This window comes from Azospirillum sp. OGB3, assembly GCF_014192915.1.
Classification (GTDB): Bacteria; Pseudomonadota; Alphaproteobacteria; order Azospirillales; family Azospirillaceae; genus Azospirillum.
The window spans coordinates 354,519-373,613 of sequence record NZ_JACHYN010000003.1; the positions used below are offsets into that span (position 1 = coordinate 354,519).

The 19,095-nt window shown below is 68.5% G+C and carries 18 protein-coding genes; 13 read left to right on the plus strand and 5 right to left on the minus strand.

Annotation, left to right across the window (positions count from 1 at the left end; all coding sequences use genetic code 11):
* Nucleotides 1-250 precede the first annotated feature (250 nt).
* Complete coding sequence (locus FHW79_RS09095) at nucleotides 251-637, plus strand: hypothetical protein (protein WP_247884243.1); 387 nt, start codon at nucleotides 251-253, stop codon at nucleotides 635-637.
* Between the two features lie 70 nt (nucleotides 638-707).
* Here the strand turns inward: FHW79_RS09095 and FHW79_RS09100 are convergent, their stop codons facing one another.
* The gene (locus FHW79_RS09100) at nucleotides 708-1,904 is read right to left on the minus strand and encodes a homoserine O-acetyltransferase (protein WP_183178610.1); all 1,197 of its coding nucleotides are present in this window, start codon (nucleotides 1,902-1,904) and stop codon (nucleotides 708-710) included.
* Nucleotides 1,905-2,007: 103 nt separating this feature from the next.
* Nucleotides 2,008-2,328, minus strand: a complete 321-nt coding sequence (locus tag FHW79_RS09105) for a heavy metal-binding domain-containing protein (RefSeq protein WP_014197078.1) — start codon at nucleotides 2,326-2,328, stop codon at nucleotides 2,008-2,010.
* A gap of 481 nt (nucleotides 2,329-2,809) precedes the next feature.
* On the opposite strand from FHW79_RS09105, the gene FHW79_RS09110 reads away from it, so the two are divergent.
* The 6 genes from FHW79_RS09110 to FHW79_RS09135 all read left to right on the plus strand — a co-directional run bounded on the left by FHW79_RS09110 (nucleotide 2,810) and on the right by FHW79_RS09135 (nucleotide 7,001).
* A complete protein-coding gene (locus tag FHW79_RS09110) occupies nucleotides 2,810-3,445 on the plus strand; it encodes an XRE family transcriptional regulator (RefSeq protein ID WP_183178611.1) in 636 nt (211 codons plus the stop codon).
* A 340-nt stretch (nucleotides 3,446-3,785) separates the two neighbouring features.
* Nucleotides 3,786-4,739 (plus strand): YqaJ viral recombinase family protein, encoded by a 954-nt coding sequence (locus FHW79_RS09115; RefSeq protein ID WP_183178612.1) that lies wholly within the window; start codon nucleotides 3,786-3,788, stop codon nucleotides 4,737-4,739.
* A gap of 30 nt (nucleotides 4,740-4,769) precedes the next feature.
* Nucleotides 4,770-5,549: a hypothetical protein gene (locus tag FHW79_RS09120; RefSeq protein ID WP_247884244.1), complete on the plus strand. Its 780-nt coding sequence runs from the start codon at nucleotides 4,770-4,772 to the stop codon at nucleotides 5,547-5,549.
* A gap of 38 nt (nucleotides 5,550-5,587) precedes the next feature.
* Nucleotides 5,588-5,914, plus strand: coding sequence for a hypothetical protein (locus FHW79_RS09125; protein WP_247884245.1), 327 nt, complete (start codon nucleotides 5,588-5,590; stop codon nucleotides 5,912-5,914).
* Nucleotides 5,915-5,953: 39 nt separating this feature from the next.
* Nucleotides 5,954-6,274, plus strand: a complete 321-nt coding sequence (locus tag FHW79_RS09130) for a hypothetical protein (RefSeq protein WP_183178614.1) — start codon at nucleotides 5,954-5,956, stop codon at nucleotides 6,272-6,274.
* 91 nt (nucleotides 6,275-6,365) lie between these two features.
* The gene (locus FHW79_RS09135) at nucleotides 6,366-7,001 is read left to right on the plus strand and encodes a LysE family transporter (RefSeq protein ID WP_183178615.1); all 636 of its coding nucleotides are present in this window, start codon (nucleotides 6,366-6,368) and stop codon (nucleotides 6,999-7,001) included.
* 28 nt (nucleotides 7,002-7,029) lie between these two features.
* On the opposite strand, the gene FHW79_RS09140 is transcribed toward FHW79_RS09135, so the two are convergent.
* Together FHW79_RS09140 and FHW79_RS09145 are read right to left on the minus strand one after the other, a co-directional pair.
* A complete protein-coding gene (locus tag FHW79_RS09140) occupies nucleotides 7,030-8,139 on the minus strand; it encodes a sensor domain-containing diguanylate cyclase (protein WP_183178616.1) in 1,110 nt (369 codons plus the stop codon).
* Between the two features lie 109 nt (nucleotides 8,140-8,248).
* A complete protein-coding gene (locus FHW79_RS09145; RefSeq protein WP_183178617.1) occupies nucleotides 8,249-10,636 on the minus strand; it encodes a Tex family protein in 2,388 nt (795 codons plus the stop codon).
* A 395-nt stretch (nucleotides 10,637-11,031) separates the two neighbouring features.
* Between FHW79_RS09145 and hyfB the strand changes: the two genes are divergently transcribed.
* From hyfB to nuoB, 6 genes are read left to right on the plus strand one after another with little or no spacing between them, the layout of a single operon-like run.
* Nucleotides 11,032-13,077 (plus strand): hydrogenase 4 subunit B, encoded by a 2,046-nt coding sequence (gene hyfB / locus FHW79_RS09150; protein WP_183178618.1) that lies wholly within the window; start codon nucleotides 11,032-11,034, stop codon nucleotides 13,075-13,077.
* Nucleotides 13,074-14,030: an NADH-quinone oxidoreductase subunit H gene (locus FHW79_RS09155; RefSeq protein ID WP_183178619.1), complete on the plus strand. Its 957-nt coding sequence runs from the start codon at nucleotides 13,074-13,076 to the stop codon at nucleotides 14,028-14,030. Before hyfB ends, FHW79_RS09155 begins: the two co-directional genes overlap by 4 nt.
* 1 nt (nucleotide 14,031) lies before the next feature.
* Nucleotides 14,032-14,694, plus strand: coding sequence for a hydrogenase-4 component E (locus FHW79_RS09160; protein ID WP_183178620.1), 663 nt, complete (start codon nucleotides 14,032-14,034; stop codon nucleotides 14,692-14,694).
* Entirely contained in the window at nucleotides 14,691-16,148 is a 1,458-nt protein-coding gene (locus FHW79_RS09165; RefSeq protein WP_183178621.1) for a hydrogenase 4 subunit F, read from the plus strand. The genes FHW79_RS09160 and FHW79_RS09165 overlap by 4 nt, the downstream gene beginning before the upstream one ends.
* 10 nt (nucleotides 16,149-16,158) lie before the next feature.
* On the plus strand, nucleotides 16,159-17,700 hold the full coding sequence (locus FHW79_RS09170; protein ID WP_183178622.1) for a nickel-dependent hydrogenase large subunit: 1,542 nt from the start codon (nucleotides 16,159-16,161) through the stop codon (nucleotides 17,698-17,700).
* Between the two features lie 11 nt (nucleotides 17,701-17,711).
* The gene (gene nuoB, locus FHW79_RS09175) at nucleotides 17,712-18,233 is read left to right on the plus strand and encodes an NADH-quinone oxidoreductase subunit NuoB (protein ID WP_183178623.1); all 522 of its coding nucleotides are present in this window, start codon (nucleotides 17,712-17,714) and stop codon (nucleotides 18,231-18,233) included.
* Nucleotides 18,234-18,240: 7 nt separating this feature from the next.
* Here nuoB and mazG read toward each other — a convergent pair whose 3' ends face one another.
* Entirely contained in the window at nucleotides 18,241-19,050 is an 810-nt protein-coding gene (gene mazG / locus FHW79_RS09180) for a nucleoside triphosphate pyrophosphohydrolase (protein WP_183178624.1), read from the minus strand.
* Nucleotides 19,051-19,095: the final 45 nt, after the last annotated feature.

The window sequence follows — 19,095 nt, forward strand, 5'->3', positions numbered from 1 at the left end:
AGATGGTTAATGAATTCTTGCTTTAAGGATGAAGCCGTATAGTGTTTTTATGATTATGTTTAGAAAAGCCTTTTAATGAATTGAAAGGAAACGATTTTCTCAGTTCTCGCTCGCCCTTCGCCCCCCGCTGGCCGGCTGTTCGTGCTATGATCCTGTCGTCCCCGGCGTTTTCACCGCTCAGACCATGAAAGCCATCGCCGCTGTTCCACTGTTGCTCGCGCTGTTGGCAGGGCCCGCGGCGGCAGACCCGATGCGGGTCGAGCGGACCGACCCCAGCCATCTGCGCGCCTTGAATCGCTCCCTCCTCTCCCCCGAGGTCATTCCGCCCCGCACCCGCCATGTGCGCAGCCAGGTGGTCTACAATCTGCCAACGGGGCTCGACGGGCTCGCCCGCTACGACGCCGCCCTGTCGCGCCTCTGCCAGCGGGGCGCCTTCGGGCAGGAGATGGACGGCTTCTATTGGGCGCGGACGCCGGAGAAGCGATACGGCGTCGCCTTCTCCGGCGGGGCGAACCTGTCGGACCCGCAGAACAAGCGGAAGGCCGGTCAGGTGTATTTCTTCGACGGCCAAGACAGCCGCTGCAATGTCCATGTCGGCGATCAGGCCAAGCTGATGCCGCATTACGTTGGCCCCTGAAAGCTGCCCCTGAAAGCTGGCCTTAGAAAGGGCCGCAAAAAGGCCCCGCCGGGCGGGGCCACGGAGACCGCTACTTCGCCATGAACGCCGAAATCGTGTCTCCGGCCTTGGCGATGTTGGCAATGCCGTCGAGATGGCCGAGGCTGGTGGTGATCGCGTCGGTGTAGGTGACCGCCACACCCTGCTTTTCCAGCCGTTCCTTCAGCGGATGCATGGCGCGCTCCGGCGGGAAGACGAGGTCGTCGGCGGAGGGGATCAGCAGAACCGGCGCCTTGATCTTCGCCAGCCCCTCGTCCAGCGCTCCGCCGCCGCCCACCAGAAAGGTCTGGTTGGCCTTCACCAGATAGAGGAAGTGGTTGGCGTCGCTGACCGCGGCGCGGGCCGCCGCCGCCTTGTCCAGCCACGCTTCGATGGCGTACTGGTTGTTCATGCTGGCGGCGGGATCCTTGCCGTCCTCCGCCCAACCGCGGCCGAAGGTGGCGTCCGCCCATTTCCAGTGGCGGGCGTGCAGGGTCACCAGTTTCAGCGCCTCGGTCAGCCCGGCTTTCGGCTCGGCCTTGCCATAGTAATCGCCGCCCTGCCAGTTCGGATCGACGCGGATGGGGGCCGCCCACAGGTTCAGCCAGCCGATCAGGAAGGGATCGGCCTCGGCCCCGCCAATCACCGCGACCACGCGCTTGACCATCTCCGGATGGGCGGCGCCCCATTCCAAGGCCTGGAGCGATCCCATCGACCCGCCCGTCACCGCATGCAGAGACTTGACATTAAGACTGTCCAGCAACGCTTTCTGTACATTGACAAAATCGCGGATGGTGACGACCGGGAAACTCATGCCGTAGGGCTTGCCGGTGTCGGGGTTGACACTGGCCGGGCCGGTGGTGATGACAGCCGGGTCCTTCGGCGACAGGTTCACCAGCGTGTCGGAACTGACGATGAAGTACTTGTCGGTGTCCAGCGGCTTGCCCGGCCCGATGATGGAGTCCCAATAGCCGGGAGCCGGGTCCTCCATCTTGTATTTGCCGGCGGCGTGGCTGTTGCCGCTGAAGAAATGGGTGACGAGGATGACGTTGTCCCTGGCGTCGTTCAGCTTGCCGTAGCTTTCCCAGCCGATCCGGACGTTCTTGATCGTGCCGCCGCCCACCGTGGTGTAGGACGGCATCTCGAACACCTTCTTCTCCACGAGGCCCTCGAAGGCCAGGGCCGGCGCCGAGCAGAAGAGCCCGGCGGCCAGGGCCAGGCCGCCGAGCCTTTTCGCCAGAGAACGCATGTCGTCCCTCCCGTTTATCAGGTCCCTATCGATGCGGGGAGGGAGTGTAAGGGGGTGCGACCGCCCGTCCAGGCGGGCAATCGGCCTAAACGGTTGGGGGAACTCAGCCCAGCCGGACGGCGGTTCCGTTGATCGAAACCATCAGCATGCCGTTTTCCTTGCCCAGCACCTCGTAATCGATGTCCACCCCGACGATGGCGTCGGCGCCCAGCGCCCGTGCGGCGTCCTGCAGATCGGCGAAGGCGGCCTCGCGGGCGTCGCGCAGCGCGTTCTGGTAGCCGCCCGCCCGGCCGCCGACGATGTCGCGGATGCCGGAGAACAGGTCGCGGAACATGTTCACGCCCAGAATGGCTTCGCCCGCGACCATGCCGAGATACTGGGTGACGGGACGGCCTTCGACGGTGTCGGTGCTGGTGACGATCATCGGTTCCTCCGGTTTCGTTGTCGCCAAGCAGATGGCGGCGGGCGCGGCGCGGCGCAATGGGATCCGTCGAAATGGAAGGGTGCGGTCCGGGCGCGCTTCACGGTGTCGGGTCGGCCGGCAGGCGCGGCTCCAGGATGATGGAAAGGAGATCCTGCGGTTTGTACGCTCTGCAACTCGGCGCCCACATGATGGTGGCCAGCAAATGCGGCGTTGGCGTGACCCTCTCGATGCCCTTGGCGGGCGAAGCCGCCGGCCGTCGGGAGACATGAACATCCCCTTTGCGCCCACCAATGCCTTGCCATGCCATCTTGCCGGCGGAGCCCTGCGCACATCGTGTAAGCCGGGGAGGCGGGGAGTCCGTCGCGATACTGCGAAATCGCAGCGCATCCTCGGCGAAATTGCGACATAAGCAAAGAAACCTTGCACGTTCTTTCAACGTTCTCTCTTATAGAACGCTCTTTTGGCGGAGAGGACGGCGGTTATGGACGACACGCGGCGGGCGATCCTGCGTTGGATGACCGGCGTGATGGAGGCCCAGGGCTGGAGCGCCGGGGCCTGGGCCCGGATGGCCGACGTCACCGCAACCAACATCACGCGCTTCCTGCGCGATCCGGCGCGGGGCAGCGTTCCCAGCGCGGAGACTCTGGGGCGGTTGGCCCGCGTCGCCGGCACCGAGCCACGATTCCTCGACGAGACCGCCTATCCGCCCGTCGCACGGGTGCCTCTGCTGTCCGTGGAGCAGGTGCGGGCCTATCTGGACTTGGGGCGTCGGGCTGGGGAAGCCTTCATCGCCGCGGCGCTCAGCGGCGGGGCGCGGGGCATCGCCGTGGACCGTCCCGCCTCGCGCCGCGCCTTCGCGCTGACCATCGCCTCCTCCAGCCTGAACGCTGCCGGGGTGTTGCCCGACGATTGCGTGGTGCTGGAACCGCTGGACGTGCTGGAACCGCAGGCCGGCGACGTGGTGGTGACGGTGGGCGATGGAACGGTGTGCGGCTACCGCTTCTTCCCACCGCATCTGCTGCCGGTCAGCACCGACCCTGGCTGCCGTCCGACGCCCATCGAGCGCGCAGACGTCGCCGGTGTCGCGGTTCACGTCACGCGCTGCCTGCGCGCCTGAACGCGCGTATTTGGCGGGAATCTAAAAGAAAAACGGTGCATTCGGGCACCGGAAATTCTTTTCCGCAGCCCCCTTTGACGCCACGAATCCATACCCATCTGTGCCGAGTCGCTCGAGTCGGTCATAGCGAGACCACGGCTGCGGCGCATTCTACTTAGTTTTTTGAAAAGGTTCGAAGATTCGATCCTACGGCCAAGCCGCAGGTTCTCTTTTTGTTCTTGAATCCTGCGTGTTCGCAGCTCATATTCACGATACGGGTGATGGTTAACGGCGACAGCGCTGCGAAGACGCACCGACTCGAAGCCAGAATGCAGGGAAACGGCTGGGGGCCGGCAACGGAATGGCGATTACGGACGCGCAGCGCGCCGCGCGGGCAGGGCGGATCGGGTCTTCCGACACCACGCGCATCATGGCGGGCGATTGGCTGACGCTGTGGCGCGAGAAGACGGGGCGGTCGGCGCCGGCCGACCTGGATCTCGTCGCCGCGGTGCAGATCGGCATTGCGACCGAGCATCTGCACCCCCGCTTCGTGGAGAAGGCCACCGGCCTTCCCTGCGTGCCGGCCGAACGGACCTGGGTCCATCCGGAGCATGACTGGATGGTCGCCCACCCGGACTTCCTGACATGGGAGGACGGCACGGATGGCGGCGTGCCGGGCACGCTGCCGGACACGCTGGTGGAGGCGAAGTTCACCGGTGGATTCCAGACGGACGCGGAACTGGCCCAGCGCTACCACTGGCAGGTCCAGCACCAGCTGGTGGTCACCGGGCTGGACCGGGCGATGCTGTCCATCCTGCGCCCCACCGGCCATACGCTCGTCCGCGTGCCGCGGCGGGCGGCGGATTGCGGGCGGCTGATGGAGACGCTGGACGCCTTCTGGTGGCACGTCGTCAACGATGTGGAGCCCGGCGACCCGCTGCCCACGGAGGCGCCGTCCTACGAGACCCGCCGGGTGGTCGACATGGCCCGGCACAACCGTTTCGCCGCCCTGGCCGCGGAGCTGGTCGACCGCCGCGCTGCCGCGCTCGCCGTCCGCGAGGCGGAGGCCGCCCTGAAGGCATTGATGCCCGCCGACGCGCGCATCGCCTTTGTGGCGGGGGACGAGCCGGGCCGCGGCCTGTATCTCGCCCGCGACCGCGAGGGGCGGCTGTCGCTGCGTTACGGCGCGCCGCCGCGGCGGGCGCTCGACACCGCTGAACCGTGGCAGCCCGCCACGGCCGATCCGTCCCCTGACCCGAGCCTGGACGCTGTGCTCAGCGGCGGCTGGGGTGAGGGGAGAGACGAACGCTATTGAACAAAGGGGAACCCGACGACCATGGGACGCATGAGCAAGACCGACACCGTTGCCGAGACCGAGAAGACCGTCAGCACGGCGGCCCCGAAGATCGCGGGTTCCCAGACCGCTGCCGTGGACCCCATGCATTTGTGGAACCGGCTGAAGCGGACGGACCCGAAGGCGACCAAACCCTTCACCCGCTCCGGCGGATTCCGCGGCACGCAGATCGATCCGACCTGGCGCCTGATGATGATGACCGAGGTGTTCGGTCCGGTCGGCAAGGGCTGGGGCTATGAGCAGATGGACTGGACCATCGCCGAACGCATGGTCTTCATCTGCGCCCGGGTCTGGTACCTCGACCCGGAGACGCGCGAGAAATGCTGGACCGGGCCGCAGTGGGGCGGCACGGAAATGGTCCGCCGCCGCAACGGCATCGAAGCGCCCGACGATGAGTGCTTCAAGATGTCGATGACCGACGCGGTGGGCAAATGCCTCGTCCAGCTCGGCCTCGCCGCGGACGTCCATATGGGCCAATTCGACGACAGCAAGTACCGGGAGGAGGCCGAGGCCTTCTTCGCCGCCAAGTCCAACCCGGACCTGCAGCCGGCTGCCATCGCCGCCTTCGAGGAGGAGATCCGCAAGCGGCTCGGCGCCTGTCTGGACCTGGACGACCTGGAGGAGCTGTGGCGCACCGGCGCCGGCACCCGCCTTCGCGAAATCGGCACGGTGGACCGCACGGCCCAGCACCGCATCACCAGCCTGTTCGCCCAGAAGAAGGCGGAAATCCTGAAGCAAGACGAAGAGGGCGGCGATCTGGAGGCCGCCTGAGCCACGCCACTCTGCGGCGTGGAAGGGAGAAGCCCTGTATGACACCCGCAAGCACCACCACCAAAGGCTCGCGCACCGAACGCTCGCCCAGCGGCCTGTTCCGCATGAGCGCTTGGGAAGGCGAGATGGAGCGCAGTTACCCCCAGCTTCCGCGCTGGTACTGGAACGAGGCGGAACGCCGCAAGCAATACGCCCGCTGGGTCGAAGCGGAGGCGGAATCGCTCGCCCTGCGGCTGGCCGGGCTGCTCCGCCCCGACACCCCGGCGGACTCCGCCGGCCCGGCCCGCCTGCTGGTCGAATCGCTGGCCCGCGACGCCGAATGGGCGCGCAGCCTGGAAGATCGGCTGCTCAGCAACGCCGCGTGATCGAAAGGCTGCCTGATGTTCAAGAAGGATGCACGCGCCATGACCATCGAAGAGGTCCAATCCAGGCTGCGCGCGGCCCACGCCCGCATCGGGCATGAGGGACGCTTTGCCCTGACGCTTACTTTGAACGGGACCGAGGACGGCTACATCACCCACTGGTTCCGTCCCGACCCGCACGCCTTCGAGGACTGCCGGGCGGTCGGGTCGGGTTCGATCGCCGACTGCCTCACCGCCCTCGACCGCTATGTGGAGGCCTACCGGCGCCAGCCGACGACCGAGGAGGTCGGCCGGACAATCGGGCTGCCGGACCTGCTGCCGCACGCCCACCACGGCACGAGCTTTCTAATGGCCGCGGAGTGACGGCAGGCGGAACGCCGCGACCAATTGACCGGCTGACGATCAAGCCCGCCATCCCTAAACTGCGGCTTTTCCGATCAACGGAGCCGGGACCATGGCTGGGTCCGTTCTCGCCCTATTGAGCATCCTCGGCGCCTTGACCGTCGGCGCCGTCAGCCCCGGACCCAGTTTCGTCCTGGTGGCCCGCACCTCCATCGCCGTGTCGCGCCGCGCCGGGCTTGCCGCAGCCGTGGGCATGGGGATCGGCGGCGTGGTCTTTGCCACCCTGGCTCTGCTCGGCCTGCACGCCGTTCTGACCCAGGTCGGGTGGCTCCATCTCTTCCTGAAGATCGCCGGCGGGCTCTACCTCGTCCATCTGGCGGTGCGGATCTGGCGCGGGGCGGCGGAGCCCATCCGCGTTCCCGACGGCACGGCCGACGCGGGCGGTGTCCTGCGCGCCTTCGGAATCGGCCTGGCGACGCAGATCAGCAACCCGAAGACCGCCATTGTCTATGCCAGCATCTTCGCGGCCCTTCTGCCGGCCTCGCCGCCGGCCTGGGTTCTGCTGGCCCTGCCACCCGCCGTGTTCCTGGTCGAGACGGGCTGGTACGCCGTCGTTGCCGTTGCCTTCTCCGCCGGCCGCCCCCGCGCCGCCTATCTGCGGTCCAAGGCATGGATCGACCGGGTGGCGGCCTCGGTCATCGGGGCGCTGGGCATTCGGTTGGTGATGGACGCGGCCAAGCCGTCCTGACGCCGCCGTCCTGACGCCGTTATCCCGGTCAGGCGGTGCCGAGTTCCAGCCGGTTCTTCCCCAGGCGCTTGGCACGGTACATCGCCTGATCGGCGCAGCGCAGCAGAACACCGGCATCGGCGCCGTCCGACGGGTAGAAGGCCATGCCCACGCTGGCCGACACCGACGGGTCAAGGCCGGGCGTCGGACGGTCGATCGACGCGATGATCTTTTCCGCGACGGCCCGGGCGTTCTCGACGGAAATGTCCCCCTCCAGCAGGACAGCGAACTCGTCGCCGCCGATGCGGGCGATGGTGTCGCTGCTGCGCAGCGCGTCGGACAGGCGCTGGGCGGTGGTCACCAGCACCTCGTCACCCTTCTGATGGCCGTGGGTGTCGTTGACCTCCTTGAACCCGTCGAGGTCGAGGAAGAGCAGGGCGAAGCTCCTGCCCTCACGCTTGGCGCGGGCGATGGCGTGCTCCAACCGGTCCTCGAAGCGGATGCGATTGCACAGCCCGGTTAGGGCGTCGTGTCCGGCGAGGTAGCGCAGCCGCTCCTCAAGATGGTGCTGGGCGGTGGTGTCGCGGGCGATCCCCTCGACCCCGATCGGCCGTCCAGCGGGATCGCGGCGGACGTAGGCGTTGGCGGAAATCCAGAAGGTGCTGCCATCCTGCCGCCGCATCGGCATGCGGTGGTCGCGGACCTCGCCACCCGATTCTTCCAGCGCGGCGAGGAACTTGGCGCGCCCGTCCTCCTCCACGTAATGGTCGGCGATGCGGGTGCCGATCACTGTTTCGGGGGACAGCCCGAACTCCCGCGCGAACTGCGGGGAGGCCATGCTGACCCGGCCGTCGAGGTCCGTGCGGAAGAAGGCGTCCGGAAGCTTCTCGATGACCGAGCGGAGGTCGGCCTCCGACTGGGCCAGCCGTTCCAGCGTGGAGCGCAGGGCGTCCTCCGACCGGGTGCGGCGCTGAAACTCCTGGCGCAGGAAACCCCACAGGGCGAGGGCGGTGAACAGGACGAAGGCGGTGCCCTTGACGTTCTGGATCAGCACCACCTCGCCCAGCCCGGCGGCATCCAGAAGGCGGTCGGACCCCACCACCCAGGCGGTGGCGAGGACCGTGTACAGGCCGACGATTCGGGTTGCCGAGGAGAGCATGGGCGCCTGTGCGGTTGGCGTCGGTGAAGACTAGCCTTTGGCGCACGAAGCGTCCATGGGGAGAGTACCGGAGCTCCGGAACCCGCCCCACGCTGCGCCCGCCGTGGCCTTATCGCTTCTTTCCGGCCTGCGCCCGCGCGAAGGCTTCGGCGAAGGCGTTGTTGATGGGTTCCGGCGCCTTGGCGGGTTTGGGGGCCGGCTTCGGAGCCGAGCCGCCCTTGCCGGGCGGCGGGCCGCGGCGGTCATCCCGGCGCTTGTCGTCGCCGCGCTGCCCCTCGGCACGCTGCCCCTCTGCCCCCCGGCCTTGGCCACGCTCCGGGCGCGGGACGGCGTCGGTCAGGCGCATGGTCAGGCCGATGCGCTTGCGCGGGATGTCCACCTCCAGCACCTTGACCTTCACGATGTCGCCGGCCTTCACGACGGTGTGCGGGTCCTTCACGAAGGTGGTGGAGAGCTGCGAGATGTGGACCAGACCGTCCTGGTGCACGCCGATGTCCACGAAGGCGCCGAAGGCGGTGACGTTGGTCACCACCCCTTCCAGAACCATGCCGGTCTCGAGATCCTTCAGCTCCTCCACCCCGTCCTGGAAGGTCGCGGTCTTGAATTCCGGTCGCGGGTCGCGGCCCGGCTTCTCAAGCTCCTTCAGGATGTCCTCGATGGTCGGCACGCCGAACCGCTCGTCCGTGAAATCCTCGGCGTTCAGCCCGCGCAGGAAGCGCGCGTCGCCGATGACGCTGCCGAGATCCTTGCCGGTCTTCTTCAGGATGCGCTCGACCAGCGGGTAGGCTTCCGGGTGGACGGCCGAGGTGTCCAGCGGGTTGTCGCCCTCGCGGATGCGCAGGAAGCCGGCGGCCTGCTCGAAGGTCTTCGGGCCGAGGCGCGCCACGTCGAGCAACTGCTTGCGCGAGCGGAAGGCGCCGTTGCGGTCGCGGTGCTCAACGATGTTGCGGGCGATCGTCTCGTTCAGGCCGGACACGCGGGTCAGCAGCGGGACCGACGCCGTGTTCAGGTCCACGCCGACCGCGTTCACGCAGTCCTCGACCACCGCGTCCAGCGAGCGGGCGAGCTTGCCGCCGGACACGTCGTGCTGGTACTGGCCGACGCCGATAGACTTCGGTTCGATCTTCACCAGCTCGGCCAGCGGGTCCTGGAGGCGGCGGGCGATGGAGACGGCGCCGCGCAGGCTGACGTCCAGCTTCGGGAACTCCGCCGCTGCGGTCTCGGAGGCGGAGTAGACCGACGCGCCGGCCTCGCTGACCACCAGTTTGGTGAGCTTCAGCTCCGGGTGGCGTTTGAACAGGTCGGCGACCAGCTTATCCGTCTCGCGGCTGGCCGTGCCGTTGCCGATGGAAATCAGCTCCGCCTTGTGGCGCACCGCCAGGGCGGCGATGGTGGCGATCGAGCCGTCCCAGTCGTTCCTCGGCTGGTGCGGGTAGACGGTGGCGGTGTCGACCAGCTTGCCCGTGGCGTCCACCACGGCGACCTTCACGCCGGTCCGGATACCGGGGTCGAGGCCGATGGTGGTGCGCGGGCCGGCCGGGGCGGCCAGCAGCAGGTCGTGCAGGTTGCGGGCGAAGACGCGGATGGCCTCGTCCTCGGCGCGCTCGCGCAGGTCGCCCATCAGGTCGGTCTCCACATGCGGGCCGATCTTCAGCTTCCAGGTCCAGCGCACCACGTCGGACAGCCATTTGTCGGCTGGGCGGCCCTGGTCGCGGATGCCGGTGTGAGCGGCAATCGTGCGCTCGGCCGGGTGGGGCTGGCCTTCCTCGACCGGCAGGTCGAGGCGGATGTCCAGAACGCCCTGCGTCCGGCCGCGGAACAGCGCCAGCGCGCGGTGCGAGGGCACCTTCGCCCAGGGCTCGTCGAACTCGAAGTAATCGGAGAACTTGGCGCCTTCCGCCCGCTTCTCCTCGATCACCTTGGAGGTCACCACGCCCTTGTCGGCCATGGTGGCGCGCAGCCGGCCGACCAGTTCGGCGTCCTCGCCGAAACGCTCCACCAGGATGTGGCGGGCGCCGTCGAGCGCCGCCTTGACGTCGGCGACGCCCTTGTCGGCGCTGACGTAGCTGGCGGCCTCGGCGTCCGGCTGGAGCGACGGATCGGCGAGAAGCCGGTCGGCCAGCGGCTCCAGCCCGGCCTCGCGGGCGATCTGCGCCTTGGTGCGGCGCTTCTGCTTATAGGGCAGGTAGAGGTCTTCCAGGCGCGTCTTGGTGTCGGCCTGACGGATCTGCAGCTCCAGCTCTGGCGTCAGCTTGCCCTGCTCGCGGACGGAGGACAGAATCGCCTCGCGCCGGTCCTCCAGCTCGCGCAGGTAGGACAGGCGTTCCTCCAGCGTGCGCAACTGCGTGTCGTCGAGCCCGCCCGTGGCTTCCTTGCGGTAACGGGCGATGAAGGGAACGGTCGATCCTTCGTCGAGCAGCTTGACGGCCGCGGCGACCTGGGATTCACGGACCGAAAGCTCGTCGGCGATGCGTTGGCTGATGGACGTGGACGGCATGGAGGACCGGTGACTGATGAAAGGGAAGGGGCCTCCTATAGCGCGAAGCGGGCCTTTTCGGCCAGTGCCGATCTGGGAGAGGGCGGGGAGACCGGTCCGGAGTGGACGCGCGAACCCGCGGCGCGCCGTGTGCGAAAAAGTATAGCCAAAGAAAAAGCCCGCGCCCTTTACGCGTCGTTAACCTTAACGGGCGCATATCTTCCCTTGCAACTTGGTTGCGTTTCCTCCCGAACAGACTCCGGCGGCTCCCAATTTGGTGAGCCGCCTTTTTTCTGTGCGCGTGGCGCCCAAGGCACGCGCACTCCCAAGATGAACGCGACAGAGTTTTTCCCCTTGCGTTCGTTGGGAGAAACATCCTTACTGATTGTGGGTCTAATCCAAACGGATTCGCAGCCTTGGGACTGGTCGTTTCGGCAATCGCCTTCCTGTTCGCTGTGGCCGTCGCCGGCGCCGCGGCGAGGCGGCTGCCGCAAGCGTCCACGGTGGTCTATGGCGGAACGGCGGCGACCTGCGCGCTGATCGCGCTGTGGGCGGCGCTCCGGCTGGCCGAGGGCGGGCCGGACGCGACGCTGGTCCTGCCGGTCGGGCTGCCCTGGGTCCAGGCCCATCTGCGCGCCGACGCGCTGTCCGCCGTCTTCCTGATCGTCGTCAACCTGGGCGGCATCACGGCCAGCCTGTTCGGCTGGGGGTACGAGCGGGCGCATCACGAGTCCCACGGCGGGGACCAGGATGGCCACAAAGAGGGGCCGGTGTTGCCGCTCTACCCGCTGTTCCTGGCGGGCATGAACATGGTGCTGATCGCCGCCGACGCCTTCACCTTCCTGCTGTCCTGGGAGTTCATGTCGCTGGCCTCCTGGCTGCTCGTGCTCTCCACCCACCGGGAGCCGGACACGCCGAAGGCCGCACGCCTCTACCTCCTCATGGCGAGCTTCGGCACGGCCTGCCTGCTGCTCGCCTTCGGGGTCCTGGCGACGGCGCACGGCGACTACAGTTTCGCCGCCATCCGCGCCCACGCGCCGGACGCCGGGGCGGCGGCGCTGGTCGTGGTGCTGATCCTGTTGGGGGCAGGGTCGAAGGCGGGGCTGGTGCCGCTGCATGTCTGGCTGCCGCTGGCCCATCCGGCGGCACCCAGCCATGTGTCGGCCCTGATGTCCGGGGTGATGACCAAGGTCGCCGTCTACGCGATGATCCGCGTGCTGTTCGACCTGCTGGGCGAGCCGGAATGGTGGTGGGGCGGCGTGACCATGGGGTTCGGCGCCCTGACCGCCGTGATGGGCGTGCTTTACGCGTTGATGCAGGACGACGTGAAGCGGCTGCTCGCCTATTCGACGGTCGAGAACATCGGGGCCATCGCCATCGCGCTCGGGCTGGCGCTGGTCTTCAAGGCCGCCCACACGCCGGTGATTGCCGCGCTCGCCCTGGCGGCGGCGCTGCTCCATGTGGTCAACCATTCCCTGTTCAAGAGCCTGCTGTTCTTCGCGGCCGGCGCCATGCTGACCGCCACGGGGTCGCGCGACCTGAACCGGCTGGGCGGTCTGATCCACCGGATGCCGACCACCGCCGTCCTCGCCCTGATCGGCGCGGCGGCGATCTCGGCCCTGCCGCCGCTGAACGGCTTCGTCGGGGAATGGCTGCTGTTCCAGGCCATCCTGAACGCTCCGGCGCTGTCGGAATGGTCGCTGAAGATCGAGATCGCCGTGGTCGGCGCCGCCCTGGCGCTTGCCACCGCGCTCGCCGGGGCCTGCTTCGTCCGGCTCTACGGCATCGCCTTCCTGGGCCGCCCGCGGTCGCGCGCCGCGGGGGAGGCGGTGGAGGTCGGGCGGGCGATGCGGCTGGGCATGGCGGTTCCGGCGGTGCTCTGCGTCGTTCTCGGCGTCCTGCCGACCCCGCTGATCCGCCTGTTCGAGCCGGCGCTGCGCCTGCTGGTGGAGGCCGGGCCCTTCGACGGGCGCTCCTACCAGCCGTGGTTCTGGCTGGCCCCGACCTCGGCCATCGGAAACTCCTACAACGGCCTGATCATGTTGGTGGTGATCGCGCTCCTGTCGGTCGTGCTGGTGCTGGGCATCCACCGCAAGGCGAGCGACCGGGTGCGCTGGTCGATCCCCTGGGGCTGCGGCTTCGACGGGCCGGACCCGGCGGCGGTCACCCAATACACGGCCTCCAGCTTCGGCCAGCCGATCCGCCGCGCCTTCGGCAGCACGGTGTTCCGCGCCCGCGACCATGTGGACATGCCGGCGCCGGGCGACACGCGCCCCGCCCGCCTGTCGGTGACCTGGACCGATCCGGCCTGGGTCGTGGTGGTCGAGCCGCTGGCCCGCGCCGTGGGCTGGCTGGCCGAGAAGGCCAACCGGCTGCAGTTCCTGACCATCCGCCGCTACCTGACCCTGATGTTCCTGGCGCTGGTCGTGCTGCTGGTGATGGTGGCGGTGACGCAACGATGACGCTGCTGCTCGCCACCCTCTACCAGATCCTGCAGATGCTTCTGGTGCTGGCCCTGGCGCCGCTTCTGACCGGCTGGGTGCGGCTGGTCAAGGCGCGGCTGGTCGGGCGGCGGGGGCCGTCGGTGGTCCAGCCCTACCGGGACCTGCTGCGGCTGCTGCGCAAGGAGGTGGTGCTGGCCCGCAACGCTTCCTGGCTGTTCCGCGCCGTGCCCTACATGATGTTCACGGCGATCTGGCTGGCCGCCGGGCTGGTGCCGGTCTTCACCACGCAACTGGCGCTCGCCCCCACGGCGGACCTGATCGCGCTGATCGCGCTGCTCGGCTCGGCGCGGTTCTTCCTGGCCCTCGCCGGAATGGACACGGGGACGAGCTTCGGCGGCATCGGCTCGTCGCGTGAGATGATGATCGCGGCGCTCGCCGAACCGGCCATGCTGATGATCGTCTTCTCGGTGGCGATCCTGGTCCGCAGCACCTCGCTCGCCGAGATCGCCGATTTCATGTTGTCCGGTGCGGTCGGGCTGCGCATCTCCCTGGCCCTGGCGCTGATCGCATTGGTGATGGTGGCGATCGCCGAGAACGCGCGCATCCCCATCGACAACCCGGCCACGCACCTGGAACTGACCATGGTGCACGAGGCCATGGTGCTGGAATATTCCGGCCGCCACCTCGCCCTGGTCGAGGCGGCGAGCATGCTCAAGATGCTGCTCTACATGGCGCTGATCGCCTGTGTCTTCGCGCCCTGGGGCATGGCGACCGCCGGGTCCGGCGTGGCGGCGGCGCTGGGCGGCGTGGTCGTCTTCGTAGCGAAGCTGGCCGTCGGCGGCACCTTGCTGGCGCTGTTCGAGACCTCCATCGCCAAGATGCGCGTCTTCCGGGTGGGCGAGTTCCTCGGCGGCGCCCTGCTGCTCAGCCTGCTGGGTGCCATCTTCCTCTACGTGTCGCGGGGGGTGTGAGGTGAGCGACCTGGGTTATGACGCCGCGCACATGCTGGGGGCCGTCGTCCTGCTGATGAGCTTCGCTCTGCTCTACCAGCGGCGGCTGTTCTCCCTGCTCAACGTCTTCACCATGCAGGCGCTCGCCCTGACCGCCACGGCGGCGTGGCAGGCCTATTCCCATGGGGAGCCGCACCTCTACATCACCGCGCTGCTGACGCTGGTCCTCAAGGCCATCCTGATCCCGGTGGCGCTGCACCGCATCGTCGTGAAGATGAAGATCCACCGCACCATCGAACCGGCGTTGGGCATCGGGCTGACCATGGTGGCGGGCGTGTCGCTGGTCACCCTGTCGATCCTGCTGGTTCTGCCGGTGACCGCCGACGCCACCGCCCTGACCCGCGAGAATCTGGCGCTGTCGTTGTCGGTCGTCCTGCTCGGCCTGCTGATGATGATCTCGCGGCGCAACGCGGTCAGCCAAGTGGTCGGCTTCATGTCCATCGAGAACGGGCTGATCCTGGCGGCGGTCGGGGCGGCCGGCATGCCCCTGGTGGTCGAGATGTCTGTGGCCTTCTCCGTCATGGTCGCCTTCATCATCTTCGGCATCTTCCTGTTCCACATCCGCGAGCGATTCGACACGCTCGACATGCAGAAGATCGAGAGCTTCCGGGGGGAAAGCGATTGAGCGCCGTCGCCGTCATCGTCGCCACCCCGCTGATCGGCGCCGCCATCCTCGCCCTGGTTCCCGGACACCGGCTGGGCGCGCGGCTGAACATCGGCTTCTCCGCGATCACGCTGCTGGCGTCGCTGGCCCTGTTCGTCGTGGAGCCGTCGAGCGGTGCGCTGTTCGTGGTGGACGCCTTCAACATCTACCTGATCGCGCTCACCGCCTTCGTCGGGCTGACCACAAGCGTCTTTTCCGCCGGCTACATCGCGCACGAGATCGCGATAGGGAAGCTGGACGAGCGCAAGCTGCGCTTCTACCACGCCATGTACCAGGCCTTCATGTTCACCATGCTGCTGGCCCTGTCGGCCAACAACCTGGGCGTCATGTGGGTGGCGGTGGAAGGGGCGACGCTGACCACCGTCCTGATGGTCAGCCTGTACCGCACCGCCGCCAGCATCGAAGCGGCGTGGAAATACTTCATCCTGTGCGGCGTCGGCATCGCGCTTGCCCTGTTCGGCACCATCCTGATGTACATGGCCGCCCAGCCGGTGATGGGGCCGGGCATGGCGGCGATGACCTGGACCGAGCTGATGGGGCATGTCGCCAAGATCAGCCCGGCGATCCTGAATCTCGCCTTCGTCTTCCTGCTGATCGGCTACGGCACCAAGGTCGGGCTGGCGCCGCTGCACGCTTGGCTGCCCGACGCCCACGCGGAAGGGCCGACGCCGATCTCCGCCGTGCTGTCGGGCCTGCTGCTCAATGTGGCGCTCTACGCGGTGCTGCGCTTCAAGATGCTGCTGGCGGCGAACGGGCAGGCCATCGCGCCGGGGCCGCTGATGATCGCCATGGGGCTGGCCTCGCTGCTGCTGGCCGGGCTGATGCTCTACCGCCGGCGTGATGTGAAGCGTTTCTTCGCCTACAGCTCCATCGAGCATATGGGCATCATCACCTTCGCCTTCGGCATGGGCGGGCCGCTCGCCAACTTCGCCGGGCTGCTGCACATGGCGATGCACAGCCTGACCAAGTCGGCCATCTTCTACGCGGTCGGCCACGCCGTGCAGGTGACGGGCACGCAGCGGATCGAGCGGATTTCCGGCCTGACGGTCAGCCATCCGGCGCTGGGCTGGGGGCTGCTGGCCGGAGTGGTCGCCATCGCCGGCCTGCCGCCCTTCGGCGTCTTCATGAGCGAGTTCCTGCTGGTCACCAGCACCTTCGCGCGGCAGCCGCTGCTCGCCCTGCCGCTGGTGGTCGGCATCCTGGTCGCCTTCGGGGCGCTGGTGCTGCGGGTCCAGCAACTGTGCTTCGGTGCGCCCGGCACGGTGGAGGGCAGCGGCGCCCCGGTGGCGTCAGTGCCGGTGCAGGGAACGCTGGTTCCGCTCTACGCGCATCTGGCGCTGGTTCTGGTGGCGGGGGTCTGGCTGCCGGGGCCGCTGGTCGCGTGGTTCCAGACCGTCGCGGCGCTGCTGGGGTAGGGGAGGCGGCATGTACGGGGAAGAACCGCTGTTCGGCCTGTTGAACCGCATCGGCACACCGGTGGAGGGGCACCGGCCCTGGCCGCGCTACCGGCTGGGCCGCGACGGCTGGCTGCGCCTGATCGAGGGGTTGGCGGGCAACGGCTGGAGCCTGCTCGGCCTGTGGGGCGAGCCCAAGGCGGTCCACGCCGCCTTCCGCGAGGATTTCTCCGGCGACGTCGCGGTGGTCAGCCTCGACTGCCCGCAAGGCCGCTTCCCGAGCCTGAGCACAGTGCGCCCCGCCGCCAACCGGCTGGAACGCGCCGCCCACGACCTCTACGGCCTGGTGGCGGAGCGCACGACCGACCCGCGCCCGTGGCTGGACCACGACGCCTGGGGCGTGCGCCGTCCCCTGTCCGAACAGCCGGCGGCACCGGTGCCCAACCCCGGCCCCTACACCTTCCTTCCGGTCGAAGGCGAAGGGCTGCACCAGATTCCGGTCGGCCCCGTCCATGCCGGCATCATCGAGCCCGGCCATTTCCGCTTCACCGCCAACGGCGAGACCGTCGTCCGGCTGGAGGAGCGGCTCGGCTACGTCCACCGCGGCGTGGAGGGACTGATGCAGGGCAGGCCGGCGGCGGAGGCGGCGAAGCTGGCCGCCCGCATCTCCGGCGACTCGACGGTGGCGCACAGCCTCGCCTTCGCCCGCGCGGTGGAGGCGGCGCTCGGCGTCGAGGTGCCGGCGCGGGCGGTGTGGCTGCGCGCCCTGATGGCCGAGATGGAGCGGATCGCCAACCATCTCGGCGACATCGGGGCGATCTGCAACGACGCCGCCTTCGCCTTCATGCTGGCCCAGACCAGCCAGTTGCGGGAGCGCGTGCTGCGCACGGCGGACGCCTGCTTCGGCCATCGGCTGATGATGGACCGGGTGATCCCCGGCGGCGTCGCCACCGACCTGCCCGAGCGCGGCGCGGGCCTGCTGCTGGAATTGGTGGCCGAACTGCGCAAGCGCTTCCCGCCGCTGGTCGCCATCTATGACGGCAAGGCGTCCTTGCAGGACCGCACGGTCACCACCGGGTTCGTGTCCGCGGAGCTGGTCACCCGCTTCGGCGCCGGCGGTCATGTCGGGCGCGCTTCCGGCCGCGACCAGGACGCCCGCCGCAGCCCCGGCTACGCGCCCTACGACGGGCTGACTTTCGAGGTGCCGGTGCTGACCGAGGGCGACGTGAACGCCCGCGTCTGGGTGCGCATCCGCGAGGTGGAACAATCTCTGTCGCTGATCGAACAGATCGTGGCCCGCCTGCCAGCGGTCTCCCGCGGCCTGGACCATCCGTCGGTCGCGCTGGAGGCCGGGCGGGGCGGGGAGGGCATGGCCCTGGTCGAATCCTTCCGCGGCGAGATCCTGACCTGGGTGCGGTTGGACGGGGAGGGCGTCGTCACCCGCTGCCATCCGCGCGACCCGTCCTGGTTCCAATGGCCGTTGCTGGAGGCGGCCATCGGCGGCAACATCGTCGCCGACTTCCCGCTGTGCAACAAGTCGTTCAACTGTTCCTACGCCGGACACGACCTGTAAGGAGGCCGCCGATGCTGAAGCACATCCTGACCTCCCTGACCGGCGGCCCGGTCACCGAAGCCGCCCCGGCTCCCTCTGATCCGGCCCTGGCCGAGCTGGCCGGAAAGCTGGACAAGGCCGCCAAGGCCCGGCTGGGCCGCAGCCTGTCGATCCGCGAGGTCGATGCGGGGTCCTGCAACGGCTGCGAGCTAGAAATCCACGCGCTGAACAACCCGATCTACGACCTGGAACGGTTCGGCATCCGCTTCGTCGCTTCGCCACGCCACGCCGACGTCCTGCTGGTCACCGGCCCTGTGGCCCGCAACATGCGCGAGGCGCTGGTCCGCACCTGGGAAGCCACCCCCGGCCCGAAATGGCTGGTGGCCTGCGGCGACTGCGCGGTCAGCGGCGGGCTGTTCGCCGGCGGCTACGCCTGCGTCGGTCCTGTGGAGGAGGTGCTGCCGGTCGATCTGCGCATCCCCGGCTGTCCGCCGCGGCCGACCGATCTGCTGGCCGGCCTTCTGGCCTTGCTGGAGACCAGCGCGGCGCGATGAGGGAGGGTCAGGACTCCCCGCGTTCCTCGCGCTTGGCCTGCTGCCAGAAGGCCTCCATCTCCTCCAGCGTCGCCTCCTTGGGCGTGCGGCCCTGCGAGGACAGCAGCGCCTCGATGCGGTGGAAGCGGCGTTCGAACTTGGCGTTGGTGCCGCGCAGCGCCGATTCCGGCTCGACCTTCAGGCGGCGGGCGAGGTTGACGAGAGCGAAGAGCAGATCGCCCAGTTCGTCGGCCACCCGGTCCGGGGCGGAGCCGCTGTCCATCTCATGCCGCAACTCGCGGACCTCCTCCTCGATCTTGTCGAGGATGTCCCGCGCGTCGGTCCAGTCGAAGCCGACGCGGGCCGCGCGATTCTGCAGCTTCAGGGCGCGGGTAAGGGCAGGGAGGCCGGCGATCACGCCCTCCAGGGCGGACGGGGCGCGGCCTTCCTCGGCGGCCTTGGCGGCACGCTCGGCCGCCTTGTGGTCCTCCCAACGCGAGGTCTGCATGTCGGCGCCCTTGACCTCCTCGGCGCCGAAGACGTGCGGGTGGCGTCGGATCATCTTGTCGGCGATGACGCCGGCGACCTCGTCGAAGTCGAAGAGGTTCTCCTCGCGGGCCATCTGGCTGTAATAGACCACCTGAAAGAGCAGGTCGCCCAGTTCCTCGCGCAACGCCGGCATGTCGCCTTTCTCGATGGCGTCGGCCACCTCATAGGCTTCCTCGATCGTGTGCGGCGCAATGGTGGCGTAGGTCTGCTCCAGATCCCACGGGCATCCGCCGTTGGGGTCGCGCAGACGGGCCATGACGTCGATCAGGCGGTCGATGTTGCGGGCCATGGGAAAGTCTTCTTCGGCAGCGGGATGGGACGGGACAGCGACCTT